18 protein-coding genes and 1 pseudogene are annotated in these 19151 nt (G+C 60.0%); 8 read left to right on the top strand and 11 right to left on the bottom strand.

Annotated features, from left to right (window positions below; all coding sequences use genetic code 11):
- From VJR29_14315 to VJR29_14335, 5 genes are all read right to left on the bottom strand, one after another.
- The coding region (locus tag VJR29_14315) for a DUF5996 family protein (GenBank protein HKY64577.1) at positions 1-871 on the bottom strand (871 nt) is incomplete at its 3' end.
- 5 nt (positions 872-876) lie between these two features.
- Positions 877-1587: a hypothetical protein gene (locus VJR29_14320; protein HKY64578.1), complete on the bottom strand. Its 711-nt coding sequence runs from the start codon at positions 1585-1587 to the stop codon at positions 877-879.
- 35 nt (positions 1588-1622) lie between these two features.
- Positions 1623-1988, bottom strand: a complete 366-nt coding sequence (locus VJR29_14325) for a hypothetical protein (GenBank protein HKY64579.1) — start codon at positions 1986-1988, stop codon at positions 1623-1625.
- 126 nt (positions 1989-2114) lie between these two features.
- Complete coding sequence (locus tag VJR29_14330; GenBank protein ID HKY64580.1) at positions 2115-3272, bottom strand: PLP-dependent aspartate aminotransferase family protein; 1158 nt, start codon at positions 3270-3272, stop codon at positions 2115-2117.
- Positions 3269-4612, bottom strand: a complete 1344-nt coding sequence (locus VJR29_14335; protein HKY64581.1) for a cystathionine beta-synthase — start codon at positions 4610-4612, stop codon at positions 3269-3271. The genes VJR29_14330 and VJR29_14335 overlap by 4 nt, the downstream gene beginning before the upstream one ends.
- Before the next feature lie 86 nt (positions 4613-4698).
- Between VJR29_14335 and VJR29_14340 the strand changes: the two genes are divergently transcribed.
- Together VJR29_14340 and VJR29_14345 are read left to right on the top strand one after the other, a co-directional pair.
- Positions 4699-6651 (top strand): 3'-5' exonuclease, encoded by a 1953-nt coding sequence (locus tag VJR29_14340; GenBank protein ID HKY64582.1) that lies wholly within the window; start codon positions 4699-4701, stop codon positions 6649-6651.
- Positions 6648-7175, top strand: coding sequence for an N-acetyltransferase (locus tag VJR29_14345; GenBank protein HKY64583.1), 528 nt, complete (start codon positions 6648-6650; stop codon positions 7173-7175). Before VJR29_14340 ends, VJR29_14345 begins: the two co-directional genes overlap by 4 nt.
- A gap of 2 nt (positions 7176-7177) precedes the next feature.
- Here VJR29_14345 and VJR29_14350 read toward each other — a convergent pair whose 3' ends face one another.
- Positions 7178-8554, bottom strand: a complete 1377-nt coding sequence (locus tag VJR29_14350) for a choice-of-anchor Q domain-containing protein (GenBank protein HKY64584.1) — start codon at positions 8552-8554, stop codon at positions 7178-7180.
- Positions 8555-8653: 99 nt separating this feature from the next.
- Between VJR29_14350 and VJR29_14355 the strand changes: the two are divergent.
- From VJR29_14355 to VJR29_14365, 3 genes and pseudogenes are all read left to right on the top strand, one after another.
- Positions 8654-9226: pseudogene (locus VJR29_14355) on the top strand (TMEM175 family protein).
- A gap of 760 nt (positions 9227-9986) precedes the next feature.
- Positions 9987-11156 (top strand): hypothetical protein, encoded by a 1170-nt coding sequence (locus tag VJR29_14360; GenBank protein ID HKY64585.1) that lies wholly within the window; start codon positions 9987-9989, stop codon positions 11154-11156.
- Positions 11157-11187: 31 nt separating this feature from the next.
- Entirely contained in the window at positions 11188-11544 is a 357-nt protein-coding gene (locus tag VJR29_14365; protein HKY64586.1) for a hypothetical protein, read from the top strand.
- 11 nt (positions 11545-11555) lie between these two features.
- On the opposite strand, the gene VJR29_14370 is transcribed toward VJR29_14365, so the two are convergent.
- The 3 genes from VJR29_14370 to VJR29_14380 all read right to left on the bottom strand — a co-directional run bounded on the left by VJR29_14370 (position 11556) and on the right by VJR29_14380 (position 13863).
- A complete protein-coding gene (locus VJR29_14370; GenBank protein HKY64587.1) occupies positions 11556-12602 on the bottom strand; it encodes an NAD(P)-dependent alcohol dehydrogenase in 1047 nt (348 codons plus the stop codon).
- A gap of 42 nt (positions 12603-12644) precedes the next feature.
- Positions 12645-13361 carry a hypothetical protein gene (locus VJR29_14375; protein HKY64588.1) on the bottom strand — a complete coding sequence of 239 codons (717 nt, stop codon included), beginning with the start codon at positions 13359-13361 and terminating at the stop codon, positions 12645-12647.
- 178 nt (positions 13362-13539) lie between these two features.
- Positions 13540-13863 carry a hypothetical protein gene (locus VJR29_14380; protein HKY64589.1) on the bottom strand — a complete coding sequence of 108 codons (324 nt, stop codon included), beginning with the start codon at positions 13861-13863 and terminating at the stop codon, positions 13540-13542.
- 148 nt (positions 13864-14011) lie between these two features.
- Between VJR29_14380 and VJR29_14385 the strand changes: the two genes are divergently transcribed.
- On the top strand, positions 14012-15508 hold the full coding sequence (locus tag VJR29_14385) for a sialidase family protein (GenBank protein ID HKY64590.1): 1497 nt from the start codon (positions 14012-14014) through the stop codon (positions 15506-15508).
- 74 nt (positions 15509-15582) lie between these two features.
- On the opposite strand, the gene VJR29_14390 is transcribed toward VJR29_14385, so the two are convergent.
- Positions 15583-16167: a hypothetical protein gene (locus VJR29_14390; GenBank protein HKY64591.1), complete on the bottom strand. Its 585-nt coding sequence runs from the start codon at positions 16165-16167 to the stop codon at positions 15583-15585.
- Between the two features lie 94 nt (positions 16168-16261).
- Between VJR29_14390 and VJR29_14395 the strand changes: the two genes are divergently transcribed.
- Positions 16262-17605 carry a C1 family peptidase gene (locus VJR29_14395; protein ID HKY64592.1) on the top strand — a complete coding sequence of 448 codons (1344 nt, stop codon included), beginning with the start codon at positions 16262-16264 and terminating at the stop codon, positions 17603-17605.
- Positions 17606-17610: 5 nt separating this feature from the next.
- On the opposite strand, the gene VJR29_14400 is transcribed toward VJR29_14395, so the two are convergent.
- Complete coding sequence (locus tag VJR29_14400) at positions 17611-18210, bottom strand: YajG family lipoprotein (protein ID HKY64593.1); 600 nt, start codon at positions 18208-18210, stop codon at positions 17611-17613.
- A 74-nt stretch (positions 18211-18284) separates the two neighbouring features.
- Here VJR29_14400 and VJR29_14405 point away from each other — a divergent pair.
- The coding region (locus VJR29_14405; GenBank protein HKY64594.1) for a DEAD/DEAH box helicase at positions 18285-19151 on the top strand (867 nt) is incomplete at its 3' end.

The raw sequence follows: 19151 nt of genomic DNA on the forward strand, positions 1-19151 counted from the left end.
GGCCGGTTTCGGCCGCGGCCCGGTAGGTCGTTTCGAGGAATTCAAGCAAGGTGGCCGCGGGATCGGCCGCGGTTCGAACCGCATCGTAGGGCAGGAGAAATTCCCCCAAACCTTTGTCATAGAAGGCCGCCGCCGGGGCCACTGCTTGGCTCGGATAAGCCTCGGGTTGGGGATAGGCATAGGAATAGAAGGCCGGATAGCCGAGCCCGCCGTTGCCCGGCCAAAAGCCGGCACTGGAAACTTCATGGGAATAGGCTTCGCGGCTGACCGCGTCGGGTAGGCCTGGATGGCCGCCGGGATGCAAGGGCGCGGTTTTCCCCGAAAACCGGGTCACCGCCAGGTCGAAGCTTCCCCAGAAGAAATGCACCGGCGAGACTTTGCCCAAAAAGCCGCTGCGGAATTCGCTGAGCACTAAATAAGAGGAAAGCAGGGCCCGGTGGAAGCGCTGGGCGGCGGCGCCTTCGTAGTCGCGGTGGACTTTGTCCTCATCGAAGCGGATTGGCTCGGCCACTTCGTTGGGCAACCGGTCGATATGGACTTCGATGCGAAGCTCGGCGAGCAGGGCCATCAGCTCGGCGTAAAAATCGGCCACCGATTGAGGCCGCAGCCGGAGCCGTCGAGAGTCGGCCATGTTGCTTTCGATGCTCAGCTCTTGGGAAAGAAAATCGAAATCGATCTGAAAAGCGCCGCCTCGGTAAGGGATCGGCGAAGTGGTCAAGCCTCGCGGCGTCAAATAAAGCACGACATGCCAGGAATGATTGACCCAAGGGGTGAAGGCCAAACGAATTTTACCGACAATTTGGGTCCAGAGCTGGAGAGTGGCGCAGGTCTTTTCCCACTCCGGATAGGGGATGGCGGGCCAGGCTTCCATGGGGCTCATTGTGAGCTTTTTTCCAGAACATTCAACATTTCTTCGAGTAGCCAAAGATCCTGAAGGAAGTATCCGGCTCGGCCAACCGGCCGGGAAGTCTGAACTCCTTGGGGGCCGCTCTGGATTCTCAGCCGGTTCCATATTTTTTCGGTGGGCAGGCGGCTCAAGAGACCGTGAACCCGCGGCGGCAAGCCGGGACTGGCGAAGAATTGTCCGCCGCGATTCTCGATCCGAAAAACGGGAAAGGGCTTGGCGTAGCGCCAAAAGTTTTCGGAGTCGAGGACGCCATATTCCAAAATCCGGCCATGGCGTTTGGCCAGCATCGAAGCGTCCTGGGACGAGCCTTGGCCCGGTTTCGCCGGCGCAATGCCGAGATGCTTGATCGCTCGGAATCGCGAAAGGAGCACGGCCAGGATTGCGAAGAAAAAAAGAAAAAAGGCGCCCAAGGTCAGAAAGATACCGGTCCGAACCAGCCAAAGGGGCCAGCCGCGCTCCAATAGAAAATTCAGCCCCAATATAAGGCCGGGCAAGACGATGAGGGCCACGAAGAGAAGGGAGTAGAGCAGGAAACGCCGGTTGGCATAAGCCCGCACCGCCGCGGGGGAAATCGGCTCGATCGCCATGCTCTGCAGCAACCAATCCTCGCGATGAAGCTCGGGAAACGCGGTGTCGCTCGCGGCTTGGATAGGAAAAAGTTCGGCAGGAATCTCTTCCATGCCGAACTTTTATAACCTTTGATTGGTTTTTTTACCTATTCATTTCCCCAACCGATCGACAGTCCGGTCGCCCGGTCGTGTTGCCAGGTGGTTGGCGAGTTCCAGCGCTTCATGGCGCGGGCACAGGCCTCGTCCTGACAATCCGGGCCGTAGCTCAGGCGCTGGGTCAAGGGCGGGCCGGCATCATGTTTCGGCGTCACCGGTCCATTGCCCAATGGGTCGCCGACCGCCAACGGATCGCTTCCTTTATAGGAGATTTGCCGCAGGATCGTGTTGCTGTCGACTTGGACCGCCTTCTCCTCGGCCACCACCGACGATTGCAAGGCCGGCATATCGGCCCGAGCCAGCGGGATGGTGCTTAGAAACAAGGTTCCGATTAGTAATGTGCTTATTTTATTCATAGTCTCCTCCTTTCAAAATGAAAGGATGAGGTCATTGAAACAGATTGGATATTAATTGCCATCGGGCATGGCCTGAATTTGGGGTGGGGCTTGGCCCTAAGGTAAATATCATGTAATAATGACCACTTAGCCCAAGGCTCGAGCCAGATCTCGAAGCAAATCCTCGCCATTTTCGATGCCGACGCTGAGCCGGACGAAGCCGTCGCGGATGCCGATTTTTTCCCGAGTGGCCTGAGGAATCGAAGCGTGGGTCATGATGGCGGGATGCTCGATCAGGCTTTCGACGCCGCCGAGGCTTTCGGCCAGGGTGAAGAGCTCGCAACGCTCGAGAAAACGGCGGACATCCTCCAAGCCGCCCTTGAGATCGATTCCGATCATGCCGCCAAAATGGAGCATTTGGCGTTTGGCGATCGCGTGGCCCGGATGAGAGGGAAGGCCCGGATAGTAGACTTGATCGACTTTGGGGTGCTTGGCCAGCCAGCCAGCGAGCTCGGCGGCGTTGCGGCAGTGAGCTTCCATTCGCAACGATAGGGTCTTAAGCCCGCGCATCGCCAAAAAGGCATCGAAGGGGCCGGCGATGCCGCCGACGGCGTTTTGCAGAAATTTCAGCCGCTCGGCCAGCTCGGTCTTTTCGCCCACGACCGCCACGCCGCCGACCATATCCGAATGGCCGTTGAGGTATTTGGTGGCGCTGTGAACGCTGATATCGAAACCCAGCGGGATCGGCCTTTGCAAGTAGGGGCTGGCGAAGGTGTTGTCGCAGACCGAGATCAGGCCGCGCCGCTTGGCGAGGGCGGCGACCTTCTGGAGGTCGACGATCTTGAGCAGGGGATTGGAAGGCGTCTCGATCCAGATCATCTTGGTCTCGGGACGAATCGCGGCCTCCAGCGCCGACTCGTCCGAGAAATCCAAAAAGCTGAAGCTGAGCCCCGCCGAGCGCCGGCGCACGTTCTCGAAGAGCCGGAAAGACCCGCCGTAAAGATCGTCGAGGGCCAGCACGTGGGAGCCGGTGTCCAGCAAATCGAGGATCGTGCTCATCGCGGCCAGGCCCGAGGCAAAAGCGAAGCCGGCCCGGCCTTCCTCGAGATCGGCGACGCAGGCCTCGTAGGCAAAGCGAGTCGGATTTTGGGAGCGGGAGTATTCGAAGCCCTTGTGCTGGCCCGGACTCTCCTGGGCGTAGGTCGAGGTTTGGTAGATCGGCACCGCCACCGCGCCGGTCAAGGGATCGGGCGGCTGGCCGGCGTGGATTTGGCGGGTGGTGAATCCGAGCTTCTTTCGGGTCATTTCTTGCCTCGCCGGAGATAGTTCAGGAGGTCGATCTTGGTGATGATGCCGAGGAAGGCCCCGTCATCGTCCTCGACGATGGCGACGAAGCCCCGCTTGAACAGCTCGATCACCGCTTGCAAGCCGTCCGAAGGCTTGAGCTTGAACAAGTGGGTGTTCATCACTTCATGGACCCCGGCGTCGAATTGGGTGCGCTTGCCGAAGATCGCGAAGAGGACGTCGGATTCGTCGACCAGGCCGACGATGCGGTCGCCGTCCAAGACCGGGACCTGGGAGACGTCGTGGAGCTTCATCCGGCCGTAGGCGGTCTTGATGGTATCCTCGGGCGTGACGAAAACCGTCGCATGCTCTTCGTGCTTCCGGGAAATCAGATCCCGGAGATCGCCGTGGGAATCCTCGGAAATGAAGCCCAGGTCCCGCATCCAGGCATTGCTGAACATCTTGGAGAGATAGCGGCTGCCGCTGTCGCAGGCGAAGGTGAGGACCCGCTTGGGAGCCTTCTGCTCCCGGCAATATCGGAGCGCCGCCGCCAACAGGGTGCCGGTGGAGGACCCGGCGAAAATGCCCTCGCGGGTCAGGAGGTCCCGGGCCAGGGCGAAGCTCTCCCGGTCGCTGATGCTGTAAGCCTTCTTGGTCATCGAAAAATCGGCGATCGGCGGGACGAAATCCTCGCCGATGCCTTCGACTAGCCAAGAGCCGGCTTGGTGAGAGATCCGGCCGGTCGCGACATACTCGGCCAAGATCGAGCCCTCGGGATCGGCCAGGATGAACTCGAGCGAGGGCGACACTTTTTGAAAGAAGCGGGTGAGGCCGGTCATCGTCCCGGAAGAGCCGACCCCGACCACGATGGCGTCAAGGTCGTGGCCGAGCTGGGACCAGATCTCGGGGCCGGTCGAGGTTTCGTGGGCCAGCGGGTTGGCCGGGTTGCCGAATTGGTTGACGTAGAAACCGCCGGTCTCGCCGGCGATTCGCTCGGCCATCTCCTGATAGTATTCGGGATGGCCCTTGGCCACGTCGGACCGGGTGATGAGGATCTCGGCGCCCATCGCCTTGAGGTACTCGATTTTTTCGCGGCTCATCTTGTCGGGAATGACCAGGACGATGCGGTAGCCCTTGAGTTTGGCGACCAGGGCCAGGCCGATGCCGGTGTTGCCGGCGGTCGCTTCGACGATGGTCCCGCCGGGCTTGAGCCGGCCGTCGGCTTCGGCGGCCTCGATCATCGACAGGGCGATGCGGTCCTTGATCGATCCGCCGGGGTTTTGATTCTCCAGCTTGAGGAACAGCCGGCAAGGCCCGGTGTCGAACTTGGTCAGCTCGACGGTGGGCGTGTTGCCGATCATTTCGAGACAGTCGCTATAAGTGGCCACCTCACGATTGTATGCACTCCCTTGACAAGTGACAAAGAGATTTGGTGAAAGAGGCCACCATGGCGCTTACCGAAAAAGATGCACAGGAGCTTGGTCAAAGCGAGGAAGAGCTTTGGCGCGAAGTCCATTCGGCCATTTTGAGCGAGATGCGGCAGACCAAGAGCGATTTCGAGTCCGACCGCAAGACAGCCCGGGATTTGACCAGCCAAATCGTGGCCGCCCGCCGCGATGAGGATAAGGCGGCCTTGGCCAGCGACGAAGCCGTGGCGCACGGCTTGGCTCGCTTGCGCAAGAATAAATCCTCCGATCTGGAGTCCCTAGCCGAGCAGCCCTATTTCGCCCGGGTGATCCTCAACGAGGGCGGGCGGGCGATCGAGTTCAAGCTGAGCACCGCCAGCTTCCCGGAGCAGCGGATCATCGATTGGCGGAAGGCGCCGATCAGCAAGCTTTACTACGACTATCGTCAAGGCGAGGAGTTTTGCGAGACGATCCAGGGCCAGGAGCACGAAGGCTTCATCGAGCTGCGGCGGGCCTACCACGGGGTCGAGGACCATTTGCAAAGCATCGAGACCGCCGAAGGCGTGATCGCCCGATCCGGCGAAGGCTGGAAAATCCAGTCGCTCCATCCGGCCCTTTCCCGCGGCGAGGAGCACGACGGACATCTGCCGCCGATCCTCTCGCTGATCACCGCCGAGCAATTCAAGCTCATCACCAAGAATCCCCAAAAGCCGATCGTCATCCAGGGCATCGCCGGGAGCGGAAAGACCACGGTGGCCCTGCACCGTTTGGCATGGCTCCTCCACGAGGACAACAGCGATGCCCGGCCCGAAAAGTGTCTGGTAGTGATGTTCAACCGCTCGCTCAAGGCCTATGTCGAGACGACCATGCCGGAGCTGAAAATTCCCTCGGTTCAGCTGCGGACCTTTTCCCAATGGGCCGGCGACTTGGCCAACGACCTGGTCGGTCCAAGGCCCCGGGGCCCGGTGGAGAAGGGTCGGGAGCTCGAGCTTTTCAAGTCCTCCAGCCTTTGCCTGCAAGCGCTTTTGGATTACGTCTCGCGCCAGCCCCACCGCCCCGAGCAAAGCTTCGTCGACGATCTCTTCGGGTTCTACCGCGACTTGCTGAAACAGGACTTGCTCTGGCGTCGCTGGGACCTAGTGCGTTCCCAGCTCAAGCAGCAGGTCGAACAAAAAGTTTGCGAGCCGCAAGACGATCCTTTGCTGCTCCACTTGGTTTATGCCGAGCACGGCTATTATCCGGCCAAATCGCCGAAGTCGCTCGGGATCTGCGATCACATCGTGATCGATGAGGCCCAGGACTTCGGCAGCGTCGAGATCCGGGCCCTGCTCAACGCCCTGGACCACGAGCGCACCGTGACGATCGTCGGCGATGTCGCCCAAAAGATCGTCGGCGGCCGGGATTTTGGCGGCTGGAACGAGCTGCTCAAGGACGCCGGCTTCACCGACACCATGCCGATCGCGCTCACGGTTTCCTTCCGCTCGACCCTCGAGATCATGGAAGTCGCCGAGCATCTGCGGGGCCAGCGCTTCTCCCGATCCGAGAACGTCTCTTCGGGCCGAAGGGGGCCGATCCCGACTTTCCGCCGGGTCGAGAATCCAACCCTGTTGGCCTTGCGGATCGGCCAATGGATCGCGTCCCGCCAAAAGGACAGCGCCAAGGCCCTCTCGGCGATCATCTGCCGTTGGCCCAAGCAGGCGGTTCAGCTCCTCGAGGAGCTGCGGAAGATCGGCTACCCAGCGGTCCGCTTGGGCCATCGCGAGCAATTCGATTTCTCGCCCGGGATTACCGTGACCAATGTCCACCAGGTCAAGGGCTTGGAGTTTCGCAACGTATTGATCGTCGAACCCTCGGAAGAAAACTACAAGGCTTCGAGCGACGAAGAGTGCAACTTGCTTTACGTCGCCGTCACCCGGGCCGAGGAACGTCTCGATTTCATCGGGATCCAGAAGGCCACCACTTTGCTGCCGCGACTGGCCAAGCCCGAAGAATGATCCGGCAAATCGGCCCCATCACGATGCGCGAAGCCAAGCCCGAGGATCTCGAGGCCATCCTGGCCCTCCATCGCCGGGCCTTCGGCGGCGAGGCCGAGGCTTCTTTGATTCGAGCCTTGGAAGAGGGGGGCTATAGCCGTCTCTCCTGGATTGCCGAGGAAGCCGGCGAAGTGGCCGGCCATATTTTCTTCAGCGAGATCGATCTCCAACGAGACGCCGAATTGCTTCCGGTCCTGGCCTTGGCGCCGATGGCGGTGCATCCGGCCAAGCAGCGGCGGGGGATCGGCCAAGCCTTGCTCGGCGAAGGGCTGGAACAATGCCGGCGGAAGGGATTTCCGGCGGTGTTTGTCTTGGGAAACCCCGGCTTTTACGGCAAGCTGGGCTTTTCGCCGAAGCTCGCTGAGCCTTTTTCCTCGCCCTACTCGGGCCCTCACTTCATGGCGATCGAGCTTCGGCCGAATTTCTTGAAAAAGAAAAAGGGCCGGGTGCTCTACTCCCGGCCCTTTCTCGCTTTGGAAAGCTGAACTTAGTGCCGTCGGCGCAAGGCGCCGAATGCCAGGAAGCTCAAGCCAAGCCCAATAACCGAACCCGCCGAGGCCGCGCTCCCGCCGAGGTTGCAGCCTCCGCCGCTGATCTCGGGTTGGGGGCCCACCGTCGGAGTCGGAGTGGGCGTCGGGGTCGGGATCGGCGCCTGGAATTCGAAGGCTCCCATGTCGGGGTTGGTTCCGGGCTGGTCGGGACGGGGGTTGCCGTCGAAGTCGGTCGAGGGCATCTCGGGCGCGGCCGGATCGCCGGAATCGCGGGCCGGCGAATCGGCGGTCAAATGGAAGTCGCCGGCGGCCGAATCCACGAAGAGCGGATCCTCGCCGACGATGTTGCCGCCTTCACTGATGCAGCCGGTGCCGCCGCCGTTGCAGGCGATGTCGACCTCGCTGTAGAGATTATTGAACAGAGCGATGGCGGCGCCGGTTTCGGCGATTTGGAGGTCGTCACCGAGGGCGCCGGCCGAATTTTCAAAGAAAATATTATTGTAAACGTTGAATTGGGTGGTGGAGTCCGCGAAGACCTGGAAGCCGCCGCCATCGCCCGCGGCCGTATTCCCGACGATCGTGTTGTTGATGATGAAGGCGCTTCCGGTGTCCTCGACCTCGAGGAAGCCGGCGCCGCCATCGGCTCCCGACTCATTTTGGGAGAAAACGTTGTTGGCGATGATCAAGGTCGAGTCGACTCCTTCGGTTTCGACGTTGATGGCGCCGCCTTCGAAGGTATTGCTGCTGTTCCGCTCGAAAAGGTTGTTTTCGATCGTGACATTCCCCAGGGTCACCGAGACGAAGAGGCCGCCGCCGGCCGAGTCGGCGAAGTTGTCGCTGAAGGTGCTGTTGCGCACCGTCACGCTTCCCTCGTCGCTGCTTTGGATGTTGAGGGCGCCGCCGATGGTGCCGTTGTTGTCGCGGAATACGCTGTCTTCAACGACCGTATCGGCGTCGACGGTCGAGACTTGCACGGCGTCGTCGGCGCCATTGACGAAGGTCAATCCCTGGATGGTGAAGACGGTGTTGCTATCGCCCCCGCCCGAGGCGATGAGGTCAAGCCCCAGGACGGTGTCTTCGCCGTCGATGATGGCTCCGCCGCCGGCCGGCCCGGCCAGGGTCAGCGAGAAGTCCTCGCCGGGAATGGCGGCATTGTAGGTGTAGGTGCCTTCGTTGTAGGTGCCGGCTTCCAAGGTGATCGTATCGGCCTCGCCGTTGTCGACCGCGACGTCCAGGCATTCCTGAAGCCCGCCGGTTCCGCCCGAACAGTCTCCGCCGGTGGGGGTGGCCGTCAAGTTGGCGGCGGTCGCGTCGAATGCGGCCAGAAGGAAGGCGCTCAGGACGAGAGCCGAAAGTTTTCCATTTCGTGACATGAATACTCCTTGGCTTGGGAGAGTGCCGGCCGATTATGGGTAAGCGCAGGATTGGAGTCTATCGGATTCTTTGATACAAGGGTCCGGAAGGAGATGGGCTTGAGCAAATCCCGCCTCGAGGCATTCAGCGACGGCGTCCTCGCCATTGTCATCACCATCATGGTCCTGGAGATGAAGGTTCCCCACGGCACCGACCTCGCTTCGCTCCGACCGCTGATCCCGGTATTCCTGAGCTACTTGCTGAGTTTCATCCACCTCGGAATCTACTGGAACAACCACCACCACCTCTTTCAAGCGGTGCAAAAGGTGAACGGCCGAGTGCTGTGGGCCAATTTGCACTTGCTGTTTTGGCTTTCACTCATCCCTTTCGTCACCGGCTGGATGGGCGAGAACAACTTCGCCGCTTGGCCGGCCTTCTTTTATGGCGTGGTGCTGCTGGGCGCCAGCGTGGCCTATTACATTCTGGAACGCCAGCTAGTGGCGACTCATGATCGAAGCTCCAGCCTGGATCGAGCCGTTGGCCGGGACCGCAAGGCCAAGCTGTCGACGCTTCTTTATATAGTAGCGGTTGGAATAGCCCTTTGGGTCCCCTGGGCCTCCTGCGGGATTTACGTTTTGGTCGCCGTCTCTTGGCTGATTCCGGACCGTCGGATCGAGCGGGAGCTGGCCGCCGGTTTGGGCTTGATCTTGCTGCTGGCGGTGGCTCCCCCGGCCCTGGCTCAGGGCGGCCCCCCGGTCCAGCTAGGCTCCCTGAGCGGCCGGATTTCCTATCCCAGCGACGAAGTTCCCGCCCTCGACGTCTATGCTTTTGTGCAGGGAAATTGGACACAATTCCGTAAGATTCGAACCAAAAAAGGTCAATCATCCTTTACCTTTAGCAGCCTGGTTCCAGGGACCTACCTCGTCGTGGCTTACCCTTTGGAAGAGGGCAGTCTACAGGGTGGCTATAGCCGGGCTGTGCCTTGCGGGCTGCACGCCGGCTGCAAGGACCACTCGCTGATCCCGGTCGAAGTCCGGCCCGGTCAGATGTCCACCGGGGTGGAAGTGAAAGATTGGTACGCTCCCGAGGGGGCCTTTCCCGCCAAGCCAAAATAAAAAATAAATCATTATAAATTAATAACTTAAGCCTCGAAGCCGAGGCGTTAATTAAAAAGTACAGTCTAAGTGCTTGTAATGATTTCATTACAAATAATCGCTCATTTATTTGCACAAACACTTGCCAAGCCCCCCTCCCTTGAGTAGCCTTCGCATAATTACCGAATCGTCCGACGCCGCAGTTTCTTGATTTTGAGTCAGGGAAAAAATCAGGAAGGCGTTCTCAAAATAGGGCAGCGTTATGACGGATTTCGGAAATACTATTCGGCTCGACCTCGCCAATCGCGAGGCTATTCCTTCGAGAGCCTCCTTGCTTCCCGGAAATTTTGCTTCCGAGGTGGAGTTATCCGCGACGTCCCACCGTGAACTCGCCTCTTTGCGGGCCGAGTCGGATCCCGAGCTCCTAGCTTTGGGCCTCCTGAATTGGGCCGGTCGCGAGGAAAGGGCCCATCGCCCCGCGGCCGCCGCTTTGGCTTATCGCTTCATTAGCGAGAATCCGGCCGATCTGAGCTTAAGCGAAGACCTTCGACAAAGGGCGCAAGGTCGCTTGGCGGTGCTCGGCGGTGCCGGAACCGTTGGTGCCCGGGCCGAATACCAACTCAGCCGCTTTACCCATGAAGTCAGCAATCCGGCTTTCATCGCGGCTTTCGCCACAGGAAGTTGGGTTTTCAATGCCGGTCGGGCTGCGCTTTTGGCGCGCTTGGCCTCCCCGGGCCAGGCCGTGCTCGGCGCACGTTATTTGGCGACCGCCGGGGCATTTTCGATGGAAGTCCCCGCCGTTTGGGCTACCGCCAAAGGAATCACGGAGCTGATGGCGCCGGGCAGCCAGTCCTGGAGTGCCGACACCAATCTTCGCGAGCTGGCAAGTCTCGCCATCACCCTTGGCGCTTTTAAATTCGGCGCCAATGCGGTTGGTCGCGCCGCCGTGGGTGCTCCCGCGGCGTCTCGTGGCCTCTTGGTCCAAGGCGGCTCCTTGGCCGGTATCGCTTTGGGCCGGCAGCTTGAAGTTGCCGTCGGCCTGCGCGCTCCGACCGATGCCGCTTCGGCAGCGATCGACTCGGTGGCTCTCTTGCTCCAGGCCAACGTCGGCGCACGAGTTGCCCGGACTTCCCTGGGCTCGCGGTTCGAAGCCCAAAGCCAAGCTTTGGAAAGCTTTGCCCGTCAAGGCGAGTCCTTGGCCTGGTCCCGCTTGACCTCTTCCTTGCGCGGCACTTCCTTGCAATTCGCTTCCTTGACCGCCGGACCGCGCGCCTTCCGCGGCCAAGGCCCGGACATGATCGGCCAAGGTCCCGATATGATCGGTCAGGGACCGGACATGATCAGCCGTGGCGGCGCTCACCGGGCGCTTTTCGGTCAAGGTCCGGACATGATAACCGGCCAGGGTCCCGACATGATCCGGCCGCTTTTCGGCCAAGGGCCCGACATGATTTTCCCGGCCGGCCAGGGCCCCGACATGATTCGCCCGGTTTTTGGCCAAGGTCCCGACATGCGGACCGCCCTCCAATAATATTCCGAAAATTGAAATTTAAGGCGGAGCTTTGGGACTTTTCGATTTGTTCGAGGAAATTTTTGATGGGGTGATGGATTTTTTTGGCGATTCCGAGGACACTCGCCGCGCCCGGCCGCCGCAGGGGCAGGCTTCTCCTTCGGCTATGTCGGCTTCGGCCGCTCAGCACCAAGAAGGCTATTGGGAAAAAACCTCCCAACTCATCACCCCGGAATTCCTCGATCGGCTTGCGCGCGAGACCGGCTTATCCACCTTGAAACTCAGCATGAAGATCCAGGGACCTTGCAGCGAGGTGCTCCAGCGCTGGCAGCACCTCGGCCGGCCGATCACTGACGCCGATCTCGAGACGATGCGTCAAGAGATTCGCGGGAAGATCCTACCGGGCTGAAACCGAAACGCTTATCCCAAAGATTGGATGTCGATCATGAAGCGGTAACGAACGTCGCCGCGGATCATCCTCTCATAGGCTTCATTGATATCTTGGATGGGAATCTTCTCGATCTCGGGGAGGATGTTGTGCTTGGCGCAGAAGTCGAGCATCTCCTGGGTTTCGGCCAATCCGCCCACTAAGGAGCCGGCCAAGCTTCGCCGCTTGCCGATCAATTGGAAAGCTTGGATGGAAGGCGGGCGGGGCGGAGCCCCGAGCTGCACCATGACCCCATCCAGTTTCAGCAGTCCGAGATAAGGGTTCCAATCCATGTCGGCCGACACGGTGTTGACGATGAGATCGAAGGAGTTGGCCAGCTTCTCGAAAGTCGCGGGATCGGAGCTGGCGTAGAATTCCTTGGCGCCGAAGCGCAGACCGTCTTCTTTTTTGCGAAGCGATTGGCTGATCCCGATGACCTCGGCCCCCATCCCATGGGCGAATTGGAGCGCCATGTGACCAAGACCGCCGAGTCCGATCACCGCCACTCTTTTGCCGGGGCCCGCCTTCCAGTGGCGCAGCGGCGAATACGTCGTAATGCCGGCGCAAAGCAGGGGCCCAGCCCGATCCAAGGGCATATTTTCCGGGATGCGGAGGACGTAATTCTCATCGACGACGATTTGAGTTGAATAACCGCCCTGGGTTGGGATTTTGCCGTCCTTCTCCAAACTGTTGTAAGTGTAGTTGGGGCCCTTCTCGCAATAGATCTCCAGATGATTGAGGCAGGGCGGGCAGGTTCGGCAGGAGTCGACGTAGCAGCCGACACCGACCTTGTCGCCGGCCTTGAAGCGGGTGACTTTGGCCCCGACTGAACGGACGATGCCCGCGATCTCATGGCCCGGCACCACCGGGTAATTCGAGGGCCCCCATTCGCTTCGGGCGGTATGGATGTCCGAATGACAAACCCCGCAGTATTGAATCGCGATGAAGACGTCGTGGGGCCCGGGCTCGCGACGAGTGATTGAAAAGGGAACGAGCGGGCGGTCGGCAGCGGTGGCGGCATAAGCCTTGGTATTGGTCATGACCGCATCATACCCAATTCGCCGACCGGGCTACAATTTTTCTTAAGCTTCGGACTTGGCCGGGAGCATGGAGTAAATTTCAAGAACCGAGCCGGTGTGAAGCTGGCCGCGGCGGTCGCAATAAGCGATCGCGCTGAGCAGGTCGATGTTGCCTTTGCGGAGCATGGCGTTCAGCTGGGCCTGATTCTTCACTACCTGGACCGGTTCGAAGACCGGGGTTTGACCAGGGCGCGAGACGTAGGCCGCGGCAAGCCCGGGTTGCGGCTTGGCATGGACCGGCTTGCGCTTGGCGAGCTTGGAGTGCTTCAAGATCGAAGCATGGCGGCTGGCCGAGACCGGCGGAGCCTTGGCGATGTGCTTGGCGCCCTTCAAGGGATCATAGGACAGGGCCTTATTGCGGGCCTTGATGAAGGCCGGGCTGTTGAAATAATCCAAACCGGAAGCGTTGCTCCGAACCGCGACCTTCTTCGACTTGGCCTGGGTCTTGGTTTCGGTTTTCCCCGGGGCCGGAGCCACCGCGACCTTCTTGGGCTTGACTTGGCCGACGAAGAACTTGGCGCGCTTGGCGATTTTCTCCGAAGGTTTGCCTTGATTCAGCGAAGGCGGAGCTTTGGCGAAATGCTTCGCGCCCTTGAGCGGATCATGGGTCAGAGCTTCCCGGCGGGCCCTTTTCCAGGACGCGCTGTTAAAAATATCGCTGAAATCGACTTTTATGATGCCGCTATCGGTGCAAGCGGCCTTTTTCGTAGAACAAGACATAGTGCCCTCCGAACAGAGGGATTAGCAATCACTATGCCAGAGGCCGAAATTTAGAAATTACTGATAAAATACATGGATTTGAAAGAGTGAGCGGCACGGGACTCAGGGGCGATGGGGCTAAAAATCGGGGAGCGGAGTGTCCTAAGCGTGTAATGAAGTCCCCACAATTCAGACGTCATTAAGGTTCGTTTGCTTGCATGGTTTGCAGCTCTTCGCTGCAGCGGGCCTGACTTTTATAAACCATGTACTCGCTTTTTTCGCCGACTTTACAGGTGTAGAAGTCGGCCTTGCCGCTGAAGGAGCCGGTGTCTCCTTCCTTCATGTATTGACAGGATTTGAGGCCGGCTAAGTTTTTTTCGGTGAGGACCGCGCATTTGGCCTTAGCGGGCTTCAGCCAATCGAAACCGTATTTCCCCAGTGTCTCGGAAACCGGGACTTCGGCGCCGAGGGCGCTGGAAAAGGGAAGTAGCAGGAGGGCCAAGAGGCTTAAGGATCGGATCATCGGCCAACTTTGAAGGTTCCAGGCGGTTACGGCAATAAAAAATCAGTGATTCTGCCAAATTGCGTTTTTCTTCTGGCCATCGGCCGGATCTCCTCCTCATAATTCCGCCTGGGAATGAGCACTCCATTTTCTTCTTCATGAGGATCCAATGAAATATCGAAATTTGCGCGTCCTAATTTTGGGAGGGATAGTTGTAGCTGCCTCGGCCATTGCCGGCTGCGGCGGTGGCAACGAGAGCCTGACCATCAGCCCGATCGGCCCCACCATCGTCGAAAAGGGGACCACACTTCAATTCGCCTCCAACCGCGACGACGTCACCTGGTCGGTGGCCGGCGGCAATGCCAACGGCACCATCAGCGCGACCGGCCTTTATACGCCGCCCGCGACTTTGCCGGTCGACGAGCCCGAGGTGTCGGTTCTGGTCGAAGACAGCGACGGCAATTCGGCCGAGGCCTTCGTCAGCCTCCGGACCGGCAGCACCCTGACTTTGAGCTCAAGCTCGCGGCCGATCGGCCCGGACCCCATCGAAATCGTCGTCGCCTTCGATTTCGGCCTGGGCTTCAATAGCAATAAGTTCGCAGTGGGTGAGGGATCGATTCATGAAATGTCGATCTTTTCGAACGGCACCGGGACGGTTTCCAATGTTTTCCTGGCTCAGGCGCTCGACCTTGGGAGCTTTGGAGATCCGGTCAATATCACCAACAATAATGTCGGCGCCATCGGAGCGGCTGCCATCGAGCTAGATTCGGAGCTCAATCCGCATGTGCTGCTCGGCGCGGACATCGATGCTCCCCGGTTGGGGATGCGGTCGAGCATCGACGGAGGCCAAACTTTTGGCGATCCGGTGGACCTGGTTCCCGATTCGGACCCCGAGGTTTCGCAGATCATGACCAGCATGGCGATCGACGACAATGACGACTTGCACGTGGTTTTCAGCACTCAGAACGACACTGCCGATACCGGCGGGATTATCTACGTGAAGAGCACCGACGGCGGAGCCACCTGGAGTAGCCCGGTTCCGGTGGAAGAGGGCCATGATGAGCTCATTTTTCCCACGGTGGCGGTCAGCCCTGACGGAAATACCGTCTATGTTTCCTACTACGACGCCGAGTTCGATCAGGCTAATTTCGAAATAAGCACCGATGGCGGTGCCAGTTTCGGCGGTAAGCTGAACCTCTCGAACCAATCGGTTTCGGCTGCGCCATTCACCAAGGTCGCTTTGGATCCCACGGGAAACATCTATTACAGCCTAAGCGACGATCTTGAAGGTGACGGCAATTTCGAGATGGTCGTTCGCCGCAGCACCGACGGCGGAGCTTCCTTTGCGCCGGCGGTGCCAGTGCAGACCCAACCCAATCCCCTCATCTTCGGCAATATGGCCGTCGATAACTTAGGCCGGGTCGATGTGGTTTTCTCCACCGACAGCGACGCCAACAATGGCCTCGACAAGCTTTCCTATTCGAGAAGCAGTGACGGCGGACAGACCTTCTCCGAACCGGTGGAGGTGGCGTCGGGGACCGGCACCGCCACCTTCCTCATCACCGCGCTTCGCCACGATAGTGCGGGACGATTGTATATCCAGTTTTTCGAAACCGCCGATTTGAACGTGGCAACCGGCACTCTGTCCCTGAGGACCGCCGAGTAAGCCTGTCGATGTTCCAATAAAAAAGGGATTTCCCAAGCGGGAAATCCCTTTTTTAATTTTTCCAATAAGCGAAATTACTTCGCCGGCATCGGCTCGACCGAAACCGCGACCGCTTCGGTATAGGTCGCGGCGATCATGTCGCCCTTCTTGATGCCCTCGAGGTTTTTCGGGTCCTTGGCCTTGATGGCCAGGATATTGCCGGCCGGGCCTTTCAACTCGAGCAGGCTCTTGGCCGGGTCGACCTTGACCACTTCGGCGGTGATTTGGCGGGCTTTGATGACCTCGGCGCCGGGCTTGGAGCCGACGGGAGCGGTTTGAGCCTCGGTCACCACTTCGGCCGAGGGCTTCTCGCCCTTTTCCTTCTTGGTCAAGGACAGGGCCAGGGATTCGATCTTCTCGACCTTCACCAAATCGCCCTTCTTGATGTTTTTGAAATTTTTCACCTTGGCATCGACCGTGAGCTTGGTGATGGTGCCGTCTTCTTGTTGGAGGGTCAAATGCTGAGTGGCGTGATCGACTTCGAGCACCTTGGCGGTGATCGTGTTATATTCGGTGCTGACTGCTGCCTCGGGAGCCGCGGATTTTTTTTCCTCGGCTTGGAGTCCCAGGGGCAGGCTGGCCGCCGAAATAATCGCGAGTGCTAGGATAGAACGTTTCATGCATCCTCCTTCAGGGTTAATGGGACATTTTTCGATCCGGAGATGATAGTCTCGTTTGGCCAAATGGCCAAACGTTAATTAAAAGCGAGGAATCGTGGGAAAATATCGTCGAATCGCCTTTCTGGGACTGCTTTCTCTTTCGATAGGCGCTTGCCAAGGCTCCGGCCCGCAAACCGAAGGGGTCTCGATTTATGGCGCCGTTTTTCCCAGCGACGAGGAAATCGCCGCCTTTCCCAAAAGCATTCATCCCCAGGCCTTGTCGACGCCGGAGCCCACGGCGACGCCGGCGTCGATTTTGCTCGGCAATACCCCGCCGATTGGCCAGCAAGGACCCTGTTCGCTTTGCCCGGAGCAGGGCTCCCCGGGCTCCTGCATTTCCTGGTCGGCGGCCTACGGCTTGGGAACCTACACCGTCAACCAAAGCCGCAATTGGGGCGTCGACGATCCCGCCCATCAGGTGAGCGCGGCCTTCATGTACGCTTGGGAGTTGAATGCCCAAAGCAAGGCTTGCCCGGAGGGGACTTCCGATCCGGGCTACTTCAATTTCATGGTCAAGAACGGCAGCGTCGCCAATTCAATCGTGCCCTATGAGGCGACCTGCTCCTATTTGGATGGTATCGATTTGGGAACCTTGGCCGACCCCGCATTCCGGATCGGCAGCTGGGCTTCGGTCTCGCCCCAAGATCGCGACCTGATCAAGGCCCACCTGGCCGGCGGCCAAGCAGTGGCCTTTGCCGGCCACCTTTATCAAGGCTTCGGCCAGCTCCAAGGGCCGGACGTCTTTTATGGCAGCGGCCCCTTCGAGGTGAACAAGAACACCGGACAGCTCGTCGGCCATGGCATGCTGTTGATCGGCTACGACGACGAACGGGGCGATCCCAGCCAGGGCTTGGGCGCTTATCGGATCCAGAACAGCTTCGGCACCACTTGGGGCGATGAAGGATATCTCTGGATGTCCTATGGGACTTTCGAGAGCTCGATCCTCACGGCCTTCGTCGCCCTGCCATTGGCGAGCGCCGTCGAGGGTGTCGCCGATTTGCTTCCGGATTCGCCGGCGGCGCCCTTGGGCCGAATCAAGACGGCTCGGCAATGGGAGCGAAAAACCGACGGCTCCTCGCGGGTCTTTCTGGTTTTCGAGCATCAGTTCGACGAGCCGGTCGAGCTCGGCGAGATCGAGGTCACCGACCCCAGCGGGAAAACCGCCCGCCATGCTTACCGGACTTGGCAGCGCGACGGCTACACTCACTTGAGCCGGAGCGATGGCCGAAGCTTTCTGTCCGGTCTTTATCAAGTCCGGATCGAAGCGATCCTGGCGAGCGGTGAGACCGCGATTTATTCCGGCGAAGCGACGGTTGGGCCGCTGGCGCCGGCCCTGCCCGAGGCGCCTTTCGGCGAAGGGCTCGCCGGGGGAAACTTGGGGCCGGCCGAGATTTTGTAAAGGGATCAAGGCTGCATGCTGCGGAGCTGGGTTGATTTGGGCAGCTGCTCCAAAGTCTTGGCGAAAAGCTCGTTCAAAGTCTCGGTGAGGCGCCGTAACGATTTTTGGCGGGTTTTCTTGAATTCCAACTCATAGCCGCCGCTGGCGCCGAGCTTGCGATTTTCCGATTCGGCGGTGACGGTGATCCGGCTTTTGGCCTTGCCCTTGCCGAAAATCAGGCCTTTCTCGACGCCGGCGTGGAATTCCTCGATGGTCGCGGCCATCCGCCACCCGGCCGTCGGGACGATTTTCATTCCGCAATGCTCGAAAAGACCGCGCAAGGCCGAATCGAAAGCTTCGGCCGGCGGCGGCGCGGCCAGTACCGCGATTGGGTCTTTGCCTTCTTTCTTGCTCTCCAACCCGACTTCGGGGCTGGGCCGGCGGTCGGTGGTGCCGAGCCACTGCACGGGGAGGCCGTTCCACAAGGGAGAAGGGCAGGCCCTTTGGAAAAAATCGGAGGGAAGGCTCAGCGTTACCGTCGCCGTTTCCTGGGCGGCAAGTAGCCCGGTGATGCCGCTCAGGGCGATGAAAAGGCTCAAAACGGCGAGTCTTCGAATCCTGTTCATGGGCGTTTTCTAGCACAATTCCAGCCAGGCGTCTTTCCCTGGTTTTCTGAATTTTTCCCGACTATCGTGGCCCCATGCATCCAGCCCTGCAGTCCTTTCATCCGCTGGTGTCCGAGTGGTTCGTGGCCCGTTTCGGAGCTCCCACCGAGCCCCAGGCTCGCGGCTGGCCCTCGATCGCCGCCGAGCGCGACACCCTGATCGCGGCGCCCACCGGTTCCGGTAAAACCTTGGCTGCCTTCTTGGCCTGCATCGACCGCTTGGTTTGGCAGGGAGCCGAAGGGACCTTGAAGGACGAGACTTCCGTCGTCTACGTCTCGCCGCTCAAAGCCTTGAGCAATGACATTCGAAAAAACCTCGACGAGCCGCTGGCCGAGCTCAAGGCCCTGGCCGCCGAGCGCGGGATCGACTTGCCCGAGATCCGCACCGCGGTTCGCACCGGCGACACCGGAATGGCCGAGCGGGCGGCCATGCTCAAGAAGCCGCCGCACATCCTGATCACCACGCCCGAATCGCTCTACTTGCTGGTCAGCTCCGAAAAAAGCCGCAAGATGCTCGCCAAAGCCCGCACCGTCATCGTCGACGAGATCCACGCCGTGGCCCGCGACAAACGGGGCGCCCACTTGGCGATTTCGCTGGAGCGGCTCGACCGCTTGACCGGCCGGCGGACGCCGCGGGTGGGGCTCTCGGCGACCCAACGCCCGATCGAGGAAATCGCCCGATTCTTGGTGGGGACTCGCCGGATCGATGCCGGCGGCCGGCCCGACTGCGCCATTCTCGACGCCGGCCACCGCCGGGCCTTGGACATCGCGGTCGAGATTCCAAAGCAGGAGCTGGCCGCGGTGGCCTCGAAAGAGGCTTGGCAGGATATCTACGACCGCATCGCCGAGCTCGTCCGAGAGCACCGCAGCACCTTGATCTTCGTCAACACCCGCCGAATGTCG

The organism is bacterium (assembly GCA_035281585.1).
In the GTDB taxonomy this organism is placed as follows: domain Bacteria; phylum UBA10199; class UBA10199; order DSSB01; family DSSB01; genus DATEDP01.